This window comes from Niveispirillum lacus (assembly GCF_002251795.1).
GTDB lineage: Bacteria > Pseudomonadota > Alphaproteobacteria > Azospirillales > Azospirillaceae > Niveispirillum > Niveispirillum lacus.
The window spans coordinates 1-15,379 of the sequence record NZ_NOXU01000012.1; the positions used below are offsets into that span (position 1 = coordinate 1).

The 15,379-nt window shown below is 64.5% G+C and carries 13 protein-coding genes and 3 tRNA genes; 10 read left to right on the top strand and 6 right to left on the bottom strand.

Annotation, left to right across the window (positions count from 1 at the left end):
* Window positions 1-117 precede the first annotated feature (117 nt).
* Both CHU95_RS00790 and CHU95_RS00795 read right to left on the bottom strand, forming a co-directional pair.
* Window positions 118-191, bottom strand: a tRNA-Gly gene (locus CHU95_RS00790).
* Between the two features lie 78 nt (window positions 192-269).
* A tRNA-Tyr gene (locus CHU95_RS00795) sits at window positions 270-354 on the bottom strand.
* 139 nt (window positions 355-493) lie between these two features.
* On the opposite strand from CHU95_RS00795, the gene rlmB reads away from it, so the two are divergent.
* The 3 genes from rlmB (at window position 494) to CHU95_RS00810 (ending at window position 3,953) form a co-directional block, all read left to right on the top strand.
* Entirely contained in the window at window positions 494-1,675 is a 1,182-nt protein-coding gene (rlmB, locus tag CHU95_RS00800; protein WP_094452762.1) for a 23S rRNA (guanosine(2251)-2'-O)-methyltransferase RlmB, read from the top strand.
* 52 nt (window positions 1,676-1,727) lie between these two features.
* A tRNA-Thr gene (locus CHU95_RS00805) sits at window positions 1,728-1,802 on the top strand.
* Window positions 1,803-1,922: 120 nt separating this feature from the next.
* Entirely contained in the window at window positions 1,923-3,953 is a 2,031-nt protein-coding gene (locus CHU95_RS00810; protein ID WP_094452764.1) for an aminopeptidase P family protein, read from the top strand.
* Between the two features lie 47 nt (window positions 3,954-4,000).
* Here CHU95_RS00810 and CHU95_RS00815 read toward each other — a convergent pair whose 3' ends face one another.
* Window positions 4,001-4,681 (bottom strand): TetR/AcrR family transcriptional regulator, encoded by a 681-nt coding sequence (locus CHU95_RS00815; protein ID WP_094452766.1) that lies wholly within the window; start codon window positions 4,679-4,681, stop codon window positions 4,001-4,003.
* A gap of 252 nt (window positions 4,682-4,933) precedes the next feature.
* Between CHU95_RS00815 and CHU95_RS00820 the strand changes: the two genes are divergently transcribed.
* The 6 genes from CHU95_RS00820 to CHU95_RS00845 all read left to right on the top strand — a co-directional run bounded on the left by CHU95_RS00820 (window position 4,934) and on the right by CHU95_RS00845 (window position 12,541).
* A complete protein-coding gene (locus CHU95_RS00820) occupies window positions 4,934-7,039 on the top strand; it encodes a 3-hydroxyacyl-CoA dehydrogenase NAD-binding domain-containing protein (RefSeq protein WP_094452830.1) in 2,106 nt (701 codons plus the stop codon).
* Window positions 7,040-7,090: 51 nt separating this feature from the next.
* The gene (locus CHU95_RS00825) at window positions 7,091-8,308 is read left to right on the top strand and encodes an acyl-CoA dehydrogenase family protein (RefSeq protein WP_094452768.1); all 1,218 of its coding nucleotides are present in this window, start codon (window positions 7,091-7,093) and stop codon (window positions 8,306-8,308) included.
* Window positions 8,309-8,469: 161 nt separating this feature from the next.
* On the top strand, window positions 8,470-9,375 hold the full coding sequence (locus tag CHU95_RS00830) for a hypothetical protein (RefSeq protein ID WP_094452770.1): 906 nt from the start codon (window positions 8,470-8,472) through the stop codon (window positions 9,373-9,375).
* Between the two features lie 173 nt (window positions 9,376-9,548).
* Window positions 9,549-9,995, top strand: a complete 447-nt coding sequence (locus CHU95_RS00835; protein WP_165771922.1) for a tripartite tricarboxylate transporter TctB family protein — start codon at window positions 9,549-9,551, stop codon at window positions 9,993-9,995.
* A 3-nt stretch (window positions 9,996-9,998) separates the two neighbouring features.
* Window positions 9,999-11,507, top strand: coding sequence for a tripartite tricarboxylate transporter permease (locus CHU95_RS00840; RefSeq protein WP_094452774.1), 1,509 nt, complete (start codon window positions 9,999-10,001; stop codon window positions 11,505-11,507).
* A 62-nt stretch (window positions 11,508-11,569) separates the two neighbouring features.
* The gene (locus CHU95_RS00845) at window positions 11,570-12,541 is read left to right on the top strand and encodes a tripartite tricarboxylate transporter substrate binding protein BugD (RefSeq protein WP_094452776.1); all 972 of its coding nucleotides are present in this window, start codon (window positions 11,570-11,572) and stop codon (window positions 12,539-12,541) included.
* A gap of 45 nt (window positions 12,542-12,586) precedes the next feature.
* Here the strand turns inward: CHU95_RS00845 and CHU95_RS00850 are convergent, their stop codons facing one another.
* The 3 genes from CHU95_RS00850 to CHU95_RS00860 all read right to left on the bottom strand — a co-directional run bounded on the left by CHU95_RS00850 (window position 12,587) and on the right by CHU95_RS00860 (window position 14,868).
* Entirely contained in the window at window positions 12,587-13,327 is a 741-nt protein-coding gene (locus CHU95_RS00850; protein ID WP_094452778.1) for a substrate-binding periplasmic protein, read from the bottom strand.
* Between the two features lie 68 nt (window positions 13,328-13,395).
* Window positions 13,396-14,163 (bottom strand): competence/damage-inducible protein A, encoded by a 768-nt coding sequence (locus CHU95_RS00855; RefSeq protein WP_094452780.1) that lies wholly within the window; start codon window positions 14,161-14,163, stop codon window positions 13,396-13,398.
* Window positions 14,164-14,253: 90 nt separating this feature from the next.
* Window positions 14,254-14,868, bottom strand: a complete 615-nt coding sequence (locus CHU95_RS00860; RefSeq protein ID WP_165771923.1) for a TetR/AcrR family transcriptional regulator — start codon at window positions 14,866-14,868, stop codon at window positions 14,254-14,256.
* 91 nt (window positions 14,869-14,959) lie between these two features.
* Between CHU95_RS00860 and CHU95_RS00865 the strand changes: the two genes are divergently transcribed.
* On the top strand, window positions 14,960-15,373 hold the full coding sequence (locus CHU95_RS00865) for a hypothetical protein (RefSeq protein ID WP_165771924.1): 414 nt from the start codon (window positions 14,960-14,962) through the stop codon (window positions 15,371-15,373).
* Window positions 15,374-15,379: the final 6 nt, after the last annotated feature.

A 15,379-nucleotide genomic window follows, 5' to 3' on the forward strand; every position in this document is an offset into this window, starting at 1 on the left:
ATGGTGCCGATGTTGCAGTGCGGCTTCGTCCGCTCAAACTTTGCCTTAGCCATGGTATCCTGTGCCCTTGCCTGCTGCGATCTCTAGAAGACGCCGGGTCGTGGAAAACGGATTATCTGGAGCGGGTGAAGGGAATCGAACCCTCGTCGTAAGCTTGGAAGGCTTCTGCTCTACCATTGAGCTACACCCGCACGGATGTTCACCCACTCAACCGTGCAACGCCACCACAAGCAGAACGGCGCGCCCCATATTCTGGGGCGCGCCTGAACTGGTGGAAGGGGCTGGATTCGAACCAGCGTACGCTATGCGGGCAGATTTACAGTCTGCTGCCTTTAACCACTCGGCCACCCTTCCGCGGTGCCGTTCCCGGCCAACGGCCTGAACGGAGTGCGGGTTATAAGGATTAAATCGTACCTGTCAACGCCAATCTGACATGCGTGTTCATTCTTTCTATCCGCTGGCGGAAATCCTGGCTTTGAACGAAAGTGCGTAAATGAGAAACCGACCCCCCTCCCCCAAATCCGGTCGCCCCGGTGGCAAAGGCGGCGCCAGCGGTAGCGGCGCCGGACGCCCTGGCGGCCGTTCCCCCGCGCGCGACACCCGTCGTGACGATGACAATCCCCGCGCCGCGCGCGGTCCCAAGCCTGCGGGCAAGCCCGGCTTTGCCAAGCCGGCCCGCGACGGCGACGCGCGGCCCCCGCGTGGCCCCCGCCGTGATGATGATACGCGCGGCGCGCGCACGGGCGGCGATGCCCGTCCGCCCCGTGGCCCCCGCCCCGAGCGGAGGGATGATCGCCGTGACGACCGGCGGGATGATCGGCGGCCGCCCCCCAGCCATGAACGGGGTGCGGCGGAACGCCGCCGTCCCCTGAGCGCGGCCGAGGAACTGGGTCTGGAAACCACCCCGCTGCGGGCCAGCACCGGACCGGCCCTGAACAAGCACAATCTCCTGTATGGTGTGCATGCCGCCGCCGCTGCCTGGGCGAACCCGCGCCGCCGTATTCGTGACCTGTTTGTCACCGAGTCCGGCCTGGAGGCGCTGGAAGACGCATTCCAGAAGGCTTCCGACGCCGAACTGGACCGGCCCGAGCCGCGTCTGGTGGAGAAGGAGGAGATCGAGAAGTTGCTGCCGCCCGGCGCCGTTCACCAGGGGGTGGCCCTGTCCTGCGCGCCCCTGGCCGAGGTGGAGATCGAAGATATTGTCGATGCCGCTGCCGAGGACCCGCTGGCCCTGGTGGTCGTGCTGGACCAGGTGACGGACCCGCACAATGTGGGGGCCATCCTGCGGTCGGCCGCCGCGTTCGGGGCCAAGGCCGTGATCGTACAGGACCGTCACGCCCCGCCCGTCACCGGCACCCTGGCCAAGACGGCATCGGGTGCGGTAGAGGCGGTGCCGCTGGTGCGTGTCACCAACCTGGCCCGCGCCATTGATCAGCTTAAGGCCGCCAGCTTCTGGACCGTCGCTTTGGCCGAATCAGGTGCGCGCCACCTGCATCAGGTCGACCTGTCGGGCCGCACGGCCCTGATTCTGGGCTCCGAAGGCGACGGTATTCGCCGCCTGACAGGGGAACGGGCCGATGAAATCGTCAAACTGCCCACGGGCGGCCCTGTTGGCAGCCTGAATGTTTCCACCGCAGCCGCCGTAGCCCTTTACGAGGTCGCTCGACGGCGCTAATGTCCCGGCCCGGTCGCCGGAGGGGTTCCCCTCCGGCACCCCCGCCTGGATCGCCGGCTTAGCTCAGTGGTAGAGCAACCGCCTTGTAAGCGGTAGGTCGTCAGTTCAATCCTGACAGCCGGCACCAGTGCCCTGCGGCGCTCTGCACCGCCTTTTTCTCTCTCCCAAACAGACATCTCCGGCCCTTGCGCCCCCGCGCTTGCCGCACTAGCGTGGCGGCACCAATAAAGCTCGCGGGAGCCATAAAGTGTCTGTCAGCACCAATACCGCCACCTATCAGGGCGACGCCGTCCTGGCCGATCTGTTACGCGCCGACGGGATTGACCGGACGGTCGCGTCCATCCGGGACCTGATTGCCGGCGTCAATGCCGCGCCGGATGGCGAACTGCCCGATGCCTGGCTGGACCTTGTTTCGGCCCGCCGATCGGACGCGACGTCCGAGCAGTTGACGGCCCTGCGCGCCACCATCGACCGGCCCGCCGACCCGGCCAAGGGCGACCATGCGGCCCGGCTGGCGGCCTTGCGCGCGGAATTGAAGCGCCGGGGCCTGGACGGGTTCGTGGTGCCGCGCGCCGATGAATATCAGGGTGAATATGTGCCGCTGCGCGGCAGCCGTCTGGCCTGGATCAGCGGCTTCACCGGGTCGGCAGGCGCCATCATCGTGCTGCTGGACAAGGCCGCCATCTTCATTGATGGCCGTTACACGATCCAGGCGCGCCAGGAAGTATCGCCCGGCCTGTTCAGCTACCACCACCTGATCGAGGAATTCCACGGCGACTGGGCGGCGGCGAACCTGCCGGCCGGTGCCAAGCTGGGCTTTGATCCCTGGATGCATACGGGCGCCTGGGCCGACAAGATGCGTGCCAGCCTGGGGCCAGCCGGGGTGGAACTGGTGGCAACTGAGGGCAGCCCTGTCGATGCCGTGTGGGAAGATCAGCCGCCGGCCCCGCTGGGCGTGGTCAATATCCAACCCCTGTCCGCCGCCGGCCGTGCCGCCGCTGACAAGCGTGCCGACATTGCCCACGCGCTGGCCAAGCTGAAAGCCGATGCCGCCGTGCTGACCCAGCCGGACAGCATCGCCTGGCTGTTGAATGTGCGCGGGGCCGATGTGCCCTGCACGCCGCTGCCTCTGTCCTTTGCCACCATCCGCGCCGACGGCAATGTCGACTGGTTCGTGGACCGGCGCAAGCTGGCACCGGGCCTGGAGGAGCATCTGGGCAATCAGGTCGCCATCCGCGCGCCGGAAGAGTTGGCCGGGGCGTTGGACAGTTTGGGTGCGGCGAGGGCGAAGGTCCGTCTGGATGGTGCCACCGCCGCGCTCTGGGTCGTGGACCGTCTGGCCAGGGCCGGGGCGGTGCTGGACCAGGGTGGTGATCCCTGCGTCCTGCCCAAGGCCGTGAAGAACCAGACCGAGATCGAGGGTGCGAAGGCCGCCCATCGCCGCGATGGTGCGGCCATGGTCCGCTTCCTGCGCTGGTTTGATGAAGAAGCGCCCAAGGGTGAGCTGGACGAGTTGACGGTCGTGGCGACGCTGCACAAGGCCCGCCAGGGCGCCGCCGATTTCCGGGGACCCAGTTTTGAGACCATCAGTGGTGCCGGCCCCAATGGTGCCATCGTCCATTACCGCGCCACCGAGGCCACCAACCGCCGCATTGAGAATAACAGCGTCTTCCTGCTGGATAGTGGCGGGCAGTATCTGGACGGCACCACAGATATTACCCGCACCCTGGCCGTTGGTGATGTCGGGGCACAGGCGCGCCGGCACTTCACCCTGGTCCTGAAGGGCCATATCGCCCTGAACCGCGCCCGCTTCCCCGCCGGCACCGCCGGCAGCCAGTTGGATAGTCTGGCCCGCCAGTTCCTGTGGCAGCATGGGCTGGATTACGACCATGGCACCGGCCACGGTATCGGCAGCTACCTGTCCGTGCATGAAGGGCCGCAGCGCATCGGCAAGCAGCTCAATAGCGTCACTATCCTGCCCGGCATGATCTTTTCCAATGAGCCGGGCTATTATCTGGCCGGATCTTATGGGCTGCGCATGGAGAATCTGGAACTGGTGGTGCCGGTCGCCATTCCCGGTGCCGAACGGTCCATGCTGGGCTTTGAGACCCTGACACTCTGCCCCATCGACCGCCGTATGGTGGACCGCGACCTGCTGACCGCGGACGAGCGTGACTGGCTTAACGCCTACCATGCGCGGGTCAAGGCGGAATTGAGCCCGCTGGTATCGGGCGATGATCTGGCCTGGCTGGAGCGGGCAACAGCTCCGTTATTGTAAAGCGGGACGTCGCCTGCGGCCCACAGGGCCGCAGGCGACCAACCCCATCACCCCTTCGCCGTATAGGGCGCTTCCAACCCTGCCGTCACGTAATCGATGACGCGCGCGGCCACGGCCTCCAGATCATCCAACTGGCATAGGCCGCCCGACAGCGTTTCCAGACGTTTCATGTCTGTATAGAGCGAATGCTGCACGCCCATGGCGAAATGCAGCCGCCAATAGACCTCGTGCTGCGGCAGATGCGGCAGAGCACGGGCCAGCGACAGGGCAAAGCGCTGCAAATGCCCCACCTCCTTATCCAGCATTTCCCGCGCTTCTGCTGGACCATCGCCACGGGCAAAGGCCACAAACTGGTTGTAAAGCGCCAGCCGGGTGGAGGTGAAGGAATAACGGATAGCGGGCAGGACCAGCGCCGCCACAATCTCCCGCACAGGCGGAGTGCCGCCGCCGGCCCGTTCCTCCGCCTCTCTCAGAAGTCGGGCACGGGCGCGGTTCAGTTCGATGGCGCCGCGCCGGAACAGCGCGATCAGCAGCGCATCCTTGGACCCGAAATGGTAATTCACGGCGGCCAGATTGACGCCGGCCGCCTGTGTCAGTTCCCGCAGCGACACGGCAGAGTAGGTTTTTTCCGCAAACAGCTTCTCTGCCGCGTCCAGGATCACCTCTTTTGTGTCCTGACGCCCCCCGGTTGTTTCCATGTCGGTCGCGATATCGGCCCCTGCCTTCATCCTGTCCCGTCCCCAGTTCTACCCTGAACTGCCCCTTTCCGGGGCATTGTGAGTCCGTATCAAACGGCTGTTCATACTTTACCGGGCGGCGGGGGCCGCGCCAACCATCCTGTAACACCACCTATCCGCATGGCTGACGTAACGGAAGGTACCGGTCGCCGTTTGCATTGACTTAAACGCTTGTTTGAAATTAGCATGACCCGCAAGGAAAAACGCGGTGCCATGCATTGGCGCCGGTACCAGGGGGAACCCATGACCCAATCGCCCGTCCGTTATGACCGCCAGGGCGCGGTCGGCCTTATCACCGTGGACAGCCCGCCAGTGAACGCCCTGTCTCAGGCCGTACGCCAGGGCCTTTGGGACCGGGTGACCGAAGGGTTCCAAGACCCTGCTGTGACGGCCCTGGTCATCATGGGGGCGGGCCGCACCTTTATCGCCGGGGCCGATATTGCCGAATTCATCAAGGGCGGTATGGGCGAACCGGATCTGAACGACGTCAACGACCTGATCGAATCGGGACCGAAGCCGGTGATCGCCGCCCTGCACGGCACAGCGCTGGGCGGCGGGCTGGAAGTGGCGTTGTCCTGCCATTACCGTGTAGCCGTGCCCAAGGCGCTGGTCGGCCTGCCGGAGGTGAAGCTGGGCATCCTGCCCGGTGGCGGCGGCACGCAGCGCCTGTCACGGCTGGTCGGGGCAAAGACGGCCATCGAAATGATCACCAGCGGGGCCTTCATCCCGGCACCCAAGGCCCAGGCGTTGGGCATTATCGATCATGTGGGGGAGGGTGCGGACCCGCTTTCGGTCGCGCTGGCCTTTGCCGCCACCCTGCCCGCCGGCCCGCACAAGCGGACGCGCGACCGGGAGGACGGTCTGGCCGCCGACCGGGGCAGCAGCGTGTTTGCCGAGGCACGGGCCGCCCTGGCCAAGTCCGCCCGCAACCAGTTCGCGCCGCAGCGCTGTGTCGATGCGGTGGAAGCCGCCTTCACCCTGCCGTTTGACGAGGGGCTGACGCGCGAGCGCGAGCTGTTCATGCAATGCATGGCGCATGATCAGGCCAAGGCCCTGATCCATGTGTTCTTCGCCGAACGCGCCGTCACCAAGATCCCCGACGTACCGCCCAGCGTGACCCCGCGCAAGATTGGCCAGGTGGCGGTGCTGGGCAGCGGCACCATGGGCGGCGGCATCGCCATGAATTTTGTCAATGCCGGTATCCCCGTGCGCCTGCTGGACCTGGATCAAGCAGCCCTGGACCGGGGTATGGGCGTCATCGCCAAGAACTATGCCGGGACGGTCGCCAAGGGCAAGCTGTCCCAGGCGGAGATGGACAAGCGCCTGTCCCTGATCCAACCCACCACCGACTATGCCGATCTGGCCGATGCCGACCTGATCGTGGAAGCGGTGTTTGAGGATGCGGACGTGAAGGCCAAGGTCTTCCGCCGCCTGGATGAGGTGGCAAAGCCCGGTGCCATCCTGGCCTCCAACACCTCAACGCTGGACCTTGACGCCATTGCCGCCAACACCGGACGGCCCGCCGACGTGATCGGCATGCATTTTTTCAGCCCGGCCAATGTGATGAAGCTGCTGGAGGTGGTGCGCGGCAAGCACACCGCCCCCGATGTCATCGCCACCGCCATGGCCGTGGGCAAGCAGATTGGGAAAGTCAGCGTCCTGGTCGGCAATTGCGACGGCTTTGTTGGCAACCGCATGGTGCAATATTACGCGACGGAGGCGCAGCGTCTGGTGATCGAGGGGGCCTCCATCGAACAGGTGGATCAGGCGGCCCTGGAATTCGGTCTGGCCATGGGCCCGTTCGCCATGGGTGATCTGGCCGGGCTGGACGTCATGGCCTTTATTCGCGCCCGCCGCGTGGCCGCCGGCCTGATCTATGGTACGCCCCTCTCCGACCGGATTGATCCCGCCCGCAAGGGGCAGAAGAACGGGCGCGGCTGGTACCGGTATGAACCGGGTAACCGCACGCCCCTGCCCGACCCCGAAGTGACGGCCATGATCGACGCCTATCGCGCCGAACGCGGCATTACGCCCCGCACCTTCACGCACGAGGACATCGCCAAGCGCCTGATCTATGCGCTGGTGAATGAGGGCGCCAAGATCCTGGAAGAGGGCATGGCGCTCAGGGCCGGCGATATCGACATTGTCTATATCTACGGTTACGGCTTCCCTGCCTGGCGCGGCGGGCCCATGAAGTTCGCGGAACTGTCGGGCCTGGACCAGGTCCTGGCCGATATCACCCGCTACCACGCTGATGCCGTCGCGGCGGGTGACGCCGACGGTGCCTATTGGGAACCGGCCCCCCTCCTGAAGCGGTTGGTGGCGGAAGGGAGGAAGGGGTTCGGATGAGCATCCGCCCATCCTGCCGCACTTCCCCTCCCCTTGATGAGAGCCAACGCCATGACCGCCATATTCGAAATGTCGCCCCGTGCCCGTGACCTGCATGAGCGGGTTACCGCCTTCATGGACGCCTATATCTACCCCAACGAGAAGGCGCTTGCCGCGCAGGTCGCCGCGGGACCGACACGGTGGAAGCCGGTACCGCTCTTGGAAGAGTTGAAGGCCAAGGCCCGCCAAGCTGGCCTGTGGAACCTGTTCCTGCCGGAAAGCGACCTGGGTGCGGGCCTGACCAATCTGGAATATGCCCCGCTCTGCGAGATTATGGGGCGCAGCCATTGGGCGCCGGAAGTGTTCAACTGCTCGGCCCCGGATACCGGCAATATGGAAGTGCTGGTGCGGTACGGTACCGAAGAACACAAGGAACGCTGGCTGAAACCGCTGCTGGCCGGCGAAATTCGCTCCGCCTTTGCCATGACGGAGCCGGAGGTCGCCTCCTCTGATGCCACCAACATCGCCACCCGCATCATCCGTGACGGCGATGATTATGTGATCAATGGCCGCAAATGGTGGATCAGCGGGGCCAGCGACACACGTTGCAAGATCATGATCGTGATGGGCAAGACCGTCCCGGACGGGGCCGACCGCCACCGTCAGCAATCCATGATCCTGGTCCCCACCGACACGCCAGGCGTGACGGTCAAGCGGCCCCTGCCCGTCTTCGGCTATGACGACGCCCCGCATGGTCATTCCGAGGTGCTGTTCGACAATGTACGCGTGCCGGCCAGCAACCTGCTGCTGGGGGAAGGGCGGGGGTTTGAGATCGCGCAGGGCCGCCTGGGGCCGGGCCGCATCCACCATTGCATGCGCCTGATCGGCGCGTCGGAGCGCGCGCTGGAACTGATGTGTCAGCGGCTTTCCACCCGTGTGGCCTTTGGCAAGCCGGTGGCGGCACAGTCGATCTGGCTGGAACGTATTGCGGATGCCCGTATCGCCATTGATCAGGCCCGGCTGCTGACCCTGCAGGCCGCTCACATGATGGATACGGTGGGCAACAAGGTGGCCAAGGCTCAAATCGCCATGATCAAGGTCGTGGCCCCCAATGTCGCCTGTCAGGTCATCGATATGGCCATCCAGGCCCATGGCGGCGGCGGCGTCTGCGACGATTTCCCGCTGGCCTGGGCTTATGCCAGTGCCCGCACCCTGCGCATCGCCGACGGCCCGGATGAGGTCCATCGCAACCAGATCGGCAAGATGGAGTTGGGCAAGTATCGGGGGTGAATGACGGCACGCCCTGAAAAGACACGCCCCCCTCCGGTCGTCGCCGACTTTGCAACAGCCAGCATTTTCCACTTGCCCAGGCATTGATTCCGATATGTTTTGGCACACATACGGACGCATTCAAAAAAGGCCCGGAAAACGGGCCTTGGGGGGAATCATCTATGCGGTGGCTCGGGGGCCTGCTGCTGTCGCTGGCGCTGCTGGCACCATCGGGGGGGCGGGCGGCAGATACCGCGATCCAGACCTATCGCATTGAACATAACGCCTCGCCTGCCGGGAAAAATGTCCGCTCTTACTATCTCGACCTGATCGAAAAACTTCTGGCCGATACGGAGGCGGAATTCGGTCCGGCGCGGTTGCAGAAAGTGCCCGAGGATGTGCCACAGGCGCGGCTTCTGGCGCAGTTGGCCCACAACAAACTGGACCTGCTCTGGACCACCACCAGCAATCTGCGCGAAGGGATCGTCACCCCCATCCGCATCCCCCTGGATATGGGGCTGACCGGACAGCGGGCCCTGGTCATCCGGGCCGACCGCAAGGCCGAATTCGACAAGATTACCAAGCTGGAGCAACTGTCACAGTTGAAGGCCTGCCAGGGCTCCTACTGGCCCGATACGGTTGTGTTGCGGGCGGCGGGTTTGCGGGTGGTGGAAGTCACCTGGATCGATATGGCCTATCCCGGCCTGCATGATGGACGCTGCGACTATCTTCCCCGCGCCCTGAACGAGATTGACAGCGAAGTGGCAGCCATCGGGGACAAGAATGTCATTGTCTATGACCGGCTGCTGCTGACCTATCCATTGCCCATGTATCTGTTTGTGTCGCCCACACAACAGGAACTGGCGGAACGCCTGCGGATCGGCCTGGAAAACATGGCCCGCAGCGGAGGGCTGCGCCGCTTCATGCAGGAGCATCCGGCGACTGCCATGATCTTCCCTCTGACCCGGTTCCAGGGGGCGCGTATCTTTCACCTCTCAAATCCCGACCTGCCTGTGCAGACGCCCCTGACCGACAAGGCACTGTGGCTGGACGTTGAAGCCGAATTCACCCCGCGACCAAGGTCGTAAGGTCCGGGGCAGACATTGCGCCCTGTTCATGGCTGGTTTACTCTGCGCACATGGCGCAAAGCCCGCTTTTCGGTACCCGGCAAACCCGGACAAACCGGGAGGCCCGCAGGGGAGGGATGAACGCATGCGGCGACCCGCGACCGGCTTCAACCATCATGCTGGAGGGAGAGGCGATGCGCGTGCGTAGCCCCCAGGATCTGGTGGGCGGCATCGCCCTGATCTTGCTGTCGCTGCTGGCCTTCAGCCAGATCACCGATCTGAAATTCGGCACCGCCTCCCGCATGGGACCGGGTTACTTCCCAACCGTGCTGGCCGGCCTGACCGGTTTGATGGGGGTGATCATCGCCGGACGGTCATTGTTTCTGGACGGGCCGTCACTGGACCGGCTGCATTGGCGTCAGGCCCTGCCCATCCTGGGGGCCATCCTGGCCTTCGGGTTGGCCATCCGGCCGCTGGGTCTGGTTATTGCCTCAGGCTTGCTGTTCGCGATCGCAGCGTTTGCCTCGCCTGACACCAAATGGCGGGAATTGCTGGTGGTCAGCGCCGCCCTGATCCTGTTTGCGGTAGGGCTGTTTGTGCTGGCCCTGGGTCTGCCCTTCCCCCTTTGGCCGAGGTTCTGATCCATGGACAATGTGTTTTCCAATCTCGCCATGGGGTTTGGGGCCGCCGCCACGCCCCTCAATCTCGGCCTGTGCTTCATCGGGGCGCTGGTCGGGACGCTGATCGGGGTGCTGCCCGGCCTTGGCCCTATCGCCACCATCGCCATCCTGCTGCCCATCACCTTTTATCTGGACCCGCTGGGCGCCCTGATCATGCTGGCTGGCATCTATTATGGTGCGCAGTATGGCGGCAGCACCACAGCCATCCTGGTCAATATGCCGGGAGAAACCTCGTCCGTCGTCACCACGCTGGACGGGCATCAGATGGCGCGCAGGGGCCGGGCTGGCCCGGCACTGGCCATCGCGGCGCTGGGCTCCTTCTTCGCGGGGTCGGTGGCGACCCTGATCGTCGCCCTGTTCGGCCCGGTTCTGGCCAAATTCGCCCAGAATTTCGGCCCACCGGAATATTTCGCGCTGATGCTGGTGGGCCTGATCGGCGCCACCGTCCTGGCGAGCGGGTCGGTGGTCAAGGCGGTGGCCATGATCATTGTCGGCCTGCTGCTGGGCTCTGTCGGATCGGATATCGAGACGGGGGAGCCGCGCATGACCTTCGGCATTGCCCAGATCGCAGAGGGGATCAATTTCACGACGCTGGCTGTCGGCCTGTTCGGTGTCGCGGAAATCCTACGCAATCTGGAGAAGACAGCCGACCGGTCGGTGCTGGGGGCCAAGATCACCGGCCTGATGCCGACCTGGACCGATATCAAGCAAAGCGCCATGCCCATCTTGCGCGGCACCGGCATTGGGTCGGTCCTGGGCATCCTGCCCGGTAATGGTGCGGTTCTGGCGCCCTATGCCAGCTACACGCTGGAAAAGAAAATTTCCAAGACGCCGTCGCGATTCGGCAAGGGGGCCATTGAGGGTGTGGCAGGACCGGAAAGCGCCAATAATGCCGGCGCCCAGACCAGCTTTATCCCGTTGCTGACCCTGGGCATCCCCCCCAATGCCGTCATGGCCATGATGGTCGGCGCCATGACCATCCAGGGCATTGTGCCCGGTCCGCAGGTGATGAATGAGAACCCGACCCTGTTCTGGGGTATGATTGCCAGCATGTGGATCGGCAATGCCATGCTGGTCATCATCAACCTGCCGCTGGTCGGCGTCTGGGTGCGGCTGCTGCGGGCGCCCTACCGTATCCTGTTTCCGGCCATCCTGATGTTCTGCTGCATCGGGGTCTATTCCATCAACTCCTCGGGGGTGGAGGTGATGCTGGTCGCCCTGTTCGGGGGCATCGGCTATTTCCTGCTGAAGCACGGGTTTGAACCCGCCCCCCTTCTGCTGGCCTTTGTGCTTGGGCCCTTGATGGAAGAAAATCTGCGGCGATCCTTCCTGATTGCCAGGGGTGACCCCTCCATCTTTGTCACCCGCCCCCTCTCTGCCACCCTGCTGGTCATCGCTCTGGTGCTGATTGCCGTCGTGCTGCTGCCTTCGGTCCGCAAACGGCGCCAGGAAGTGTTCCACGAGGAGGACTGAGCAGAGCCTCAGTACACCCCCTTCCCGTCCCCGCCCCCCCAAAAAGATAAACAGGAGGAACCATGCGTTTTGCACCCATCGCCCTGGCGGCGGCCCTGCTGATCGGCGCCGGCACGGCCCAGGCCCAGGATTACCCGACCCGGCCCGTCACCATGGTCGTCCCCTTCGCGGCCGGCGGCCCGACCGATACCGTGGCCCGCCTCGTGGCGCAGTCGATGAGCAAGACACTGGGCCAACAGGTGATTGTGGAGAATGTTGGCGGGGCGGGGGGCACCATCGGTGCTGCGCGCGTGGCCAAGGCCGACCCCGACGGCTACACCCTGCTGCTGCACCATATCGGACAGGCCACGGCGGCCACCCTGTACCGCAAGCTGCCTTATGATCCGAAAGCCGATTTCGCACCGGTGGGCCTTGTCACCGATGTGCCCATGACCATCGTGGCCAAGAAGGACTTCCCAGCGAAGGACCTGAAGGAACTGGTGGCCTATGTGAAGGCCAATCCTGACAAGGTGACATTGGCCAATGCCGGTGTGGGGGCGGCGTCCCACCTGTGCGGCATGCTGTTCATGCAGGCACTGGGCACATCCTTGACCACCGTGCCCTATAAGGGCACTGGGCCTGCCATGAATGATCTGGTCAGCGGTCAGGTGGATCTGATGTGCGACCAGACCACCAACACCACCGGCCAGATCAAGGGTGGTGCGGTGAAGGCCTATGCCGTGACCACCCCGACCCGCGTGCCCTCCCTGGCCGACCTGCCCACCACCAAGGAAGCAGGCCTGCCGACGGTGCAGGTCGCGGTCTGGCACGGTATCTATGCGCCGAAAGGCACCCCTGACGCGGTCACCAAGAAACTGTCCGACGCCCTGAAGGTGGCGCTGAAGGATGACATGGTAAAGCAGCGTTTCAACGAACTGGGGACCGAACCGGTGGCCGAAGATCGCGCCACGCCCAAGGCACTGGGTGACTATGTGGTGGCGGAAATTGACCGCTGGAAGCCGATTATCACTGCGGCGGGTGTCTATGCCGACTAATCTGTGACCTGGGGGGCGGTCCCTGCCCCAAGCAGGGCCGTCCTGTCACAGACGCTCAAGGTAGGGGATGGCCAATTCATCGACTTGTCCATTAACGCCCGCCGCCGCCATGGTCAGGCGGGTCACTGTATCCTCGGTGTAGGGGCGGGCCAGGGTCAGGTACAGCATCATTTGTTCGCGGGCCAGGAGCAGGAACGGACCCAGCGCCTCTGAACCCAGCCCCGCCTGATGGATATGCCAGGCCAGGGCCAGGCGGCTGCCCAACAAGGCATCCAGTCGATGTGCCGCGATCATCGACAACCCATGTGACAGGTCACGGACTTCCACCGGTGTCACGTTCGAGAGCCGGTCCATAATAGCATCACGCTTGTTGCCGCGCATCATGCCGAGGGTGCAGCCTGCCAGGTCCTGTGGCACCGCGGGCCGGAAGTCCGGACGGGTGACCACCCCCATATCGACATTGCCGATACTGCCCAAGGACCTGGCCGCCTTGTCCAGTTCCGGCATTTGAACATAAGCAAGCATGTCGATCAGGCCAGCCACCAAGGCCTTCACCATCCGAACGGGCGGGGCGAAATGAGGGGTGATGGTCAGCCCCGCATGCCGTGCGAGCAGGCTGACCATATCCACCCCGATCCCTGGCAGCGCATCGCCCTCCAGCATCCAGGGGGGCGTATCCATGACGCCGCAGGTCAGTCCCGGCGCCTGTGCCTGGACCCTGGACCCCGACAGAAGCAGGCCGGCAGACGCTCCGGAAAACAGGTCACGGCGGTTAAGGGGACGCATGCGCAGGCGGCTTTCACAGGACAGGTCTGTACGACCAAAGATAGACAGCAGCGACGGACGGGACAGGGTCAGCCTTCCCCATACCCATCCATAATGATCGGGTCGCTACCCAGTGCGCGCAGCATGTCCGCCACCCGTTCCGTCACCGCCTCCAGCATCGCAGGGTCGGTGCCGCGCAGGACCAGCGCGGTGGAGACTTTGCCCTGTCGGAAAGCCGGGTAGGACCCGATATCGACGCCGGGATAGGCGGCGGCAATAGCGCGCAGCGTATCGGCGAAGCTGCCTTCCGGAATGGCCGACGCCACCGACTTGGTTTTCACCACCGGCCCGCCGACCAACCGATCACCGATACCGGTCAGCATCGCCTGCATGATCACCGGCACACCCGCCATGACAAAGACATTGCCGATCTGAAAACCCGGCGCCGTTGATACCGGGTTATCGATCAGAATGGCGCCCTCCGGCGTATTGGCCATGCGCAGCCGCGCCTCGTTCAGCAGGCCGGTGCCGCTATAGTGGTTCTCCAGTCGCCGCACTGCCTCTTCATTGCGGATCAGGGGCACGCCAAACGCCTTGGCGATGCACTCGGCCGTGATGTCGTCATGGGTGGGGCCGATGCCGCCCGTGGTGAAGACATAGGTATAGCGGGCCCGCAGCGCATTGACCGCCGCCACGATCTCCGCCTCTTCATCCGGCACCACCCGCGCCTCACGGAACCGGATGCCCAGCGCCCCTAGATGCTTGGCAATGAAGGCCATGTTGGCATCCTGGGTGCGGCCGGACAAAATCTCGTTGCCGATGATCAGCAGGGCAGCAGTAGGGGCGGTGTCGGTCATGCTCAGCGCCTTTGATATCGCATCAAGCGGGATGATAGCGCCCCGACCCCCGCCAAGCCCAGCATCAGATGGTTGCGAGCAGCCATCTGTTCACGGCACGGGACCGGGAGCCGGGCGCAGAGCCTGCATCAAGGCCTCAAAACTGTCCAGCAGGCGGTGGCGCAACGCCGTATCAGCGGGAAAGTCCGCCATCTCGAACGCCGCCTGATCCAACGCGCCGAACAGCAACACCGACAGCCCATGCGCATCCATGGCGCGGATCAGGCCCGCCTGCATCAGGGCTGTGACCTCTTCCTTAAAGAAGGCAAAGGCCGTGTCGCGGTCGCGGGCCCGCATTGGCGCCAGCCCGATGACATAGGGCCCATCCAGCAACAGCACCTGCCGCATGGCCGGGTCCTGGGTCGATGACAGGTAGGTGCGCCAGATGCCGGAAAATCGCTGCCACGGGTCGGCAATGCCGGTGGCCGCCGCTTCAATGGTCGCCACCAGCCGGTCCTGCCACTGGTCATGCACGGCGATGAACAGGTCGCGCTTTGACCCAAAATGGTCGAACAGCGCGCCTTGCGACACGCCGGCCGCAGCACATATGGCTTGCGTCGGCACCGCATCATAGCCATCGACCTCAAACAGCCGACGAGCAGCATCCAGGATGGCCGCCCGTGTCGCCTGCCGCATCTCTGCGTTTCGGCCCTTTGCCTTGGGCATGGAACGCCCACCCTCCATATATTGACTGTCAGTCAGAAAATGACCTATCATCATCGTAGCCACAGTAAAGCGCTGTGATGGAGCCACGCTGATGCCCAAGACATGGACGCAAAAACTATCCGGCGGCAAGGCACCGCATGTCGTGACGCTGGAAAAGGCCTTTGCCGGAGTGCCTGTGGGGGCGCGGCTGTTGATTGCGTCGCCCCTGCTGCTGGACCGCACCATCGCCGCCATACCGCGTGGCAGCGTTCAGGATGTGCCGGTGCTGCGGCAGCAACTGGCACGTCAGCACGGGGCCGATGCCACCTGTCCCGTATCGACCGCCATTTTCCTGCGCATCGTGGCAGAGGCCGCGTTGGAACGGTTGGGCCAGGGAGTGCCCATGTCGGCCATCACCCCCTTCTGGCGCGTCATCGCCCAGCGCACCACCTTGTCCGCCAAACTGAGCTGCGGGGATGATTTCATCAGCTTGCAGCGGGAGATGGAGGCGGCTGTCCCGGACTAGATGACC

What these genes read in the sequence shown, in the direction of transcription:
- CHU95_RS00865 (WP_165771924.1), top strand. Translation starts at nt 14,960, where the DNA reads ATGCCCAAGACATGGACGCAAAAACTATCCGGCGGCAAGGCACCGCAT.
- CHU95_RS00825 (WP_094452768.1), top strand. Translation starts at nt 7,091, where the DNA reads ATGACCGCCATATTCGAAATGTCGCCCCGTGCCCGTGACCTGCATGAG.
- CHU95_RS00850 (WP_094452778.1), bottom strand. Translation starts at nt 13,327, where the DNA reads ATGCGTCCCCTTAACCGCCGTGACCTGTTTTCCGGAGCGTCTGCCGGC.
- CHU95_RS00820 (WP_094452830.1), top strand. Translation starts at nt 4,934, where the DNA reads ATGACCCAATCGCCCGTCCGTTATGACCGCCAGGGCGCGGTCGGCCTT.
- CHU95_RS00815 (WP_094452766.1), bottom strand. Translation starts at nt 4,681, where the DNA reads ATGAAGGCAGGGGCCGATATCGCGACCGACATGGAAACAACCGGGGGG.
- CHU95_RS00835 (WP_165771922.1), top strand. Translation starts at nt 9,549, where the DNA reads ATGCGCGTGCGTAGCCCCCAGGATCTGGTGGGCGGCATCGCCCTGATC.
- CHU95_RS00860 (WP_165771923.1), bottom strand. Translation starts at nt 14,868, where the DNA reads ATGCCCAAGGCAAAGGGCCGAAACGCAGAGATGCGGCAGGCGACACGG.
- CHU95_RS00830 (WP_094452770.1), top strand. Translation starts at nt 8,470, where the DNA reads ATGCGGTGGCTCGGGGGCCTGCTGCTGTCGCTGGCGCTGCTGGCACCA.
- rlmB (WP_094452762.1), top strand. Translation starts at nt 494, where the DNA reads ATGAGAAACCGACCCCCCTCCCCCAAATCCGGTCGCCCCGGTGGCAAA.
- CHU95_RS00840 (WP_094452774.1), top strand. Translation starts at nt 9,999, where the DNA reads ATGGACAATGTGTTTTCCAATCTCGCCATGGGGTTTGGGGCCGCCGCC.
- CHU95_RS00855 (WP_094452780.1), bottom strand. Translation starts at nt 14,163, where the DNA reads ATGACCGACACCGCCCCTACTGCTGCCCTGCTGATCATCGGCAACGAG.
- CHU95_RS00845 (WP_094452776.1), top strand. Translation starts at nt 11,570, where the DNA reads ATGCGTTTTGCACCCATCGCCCTGGCGGCGGCCCTGCTGATCGGCGCC.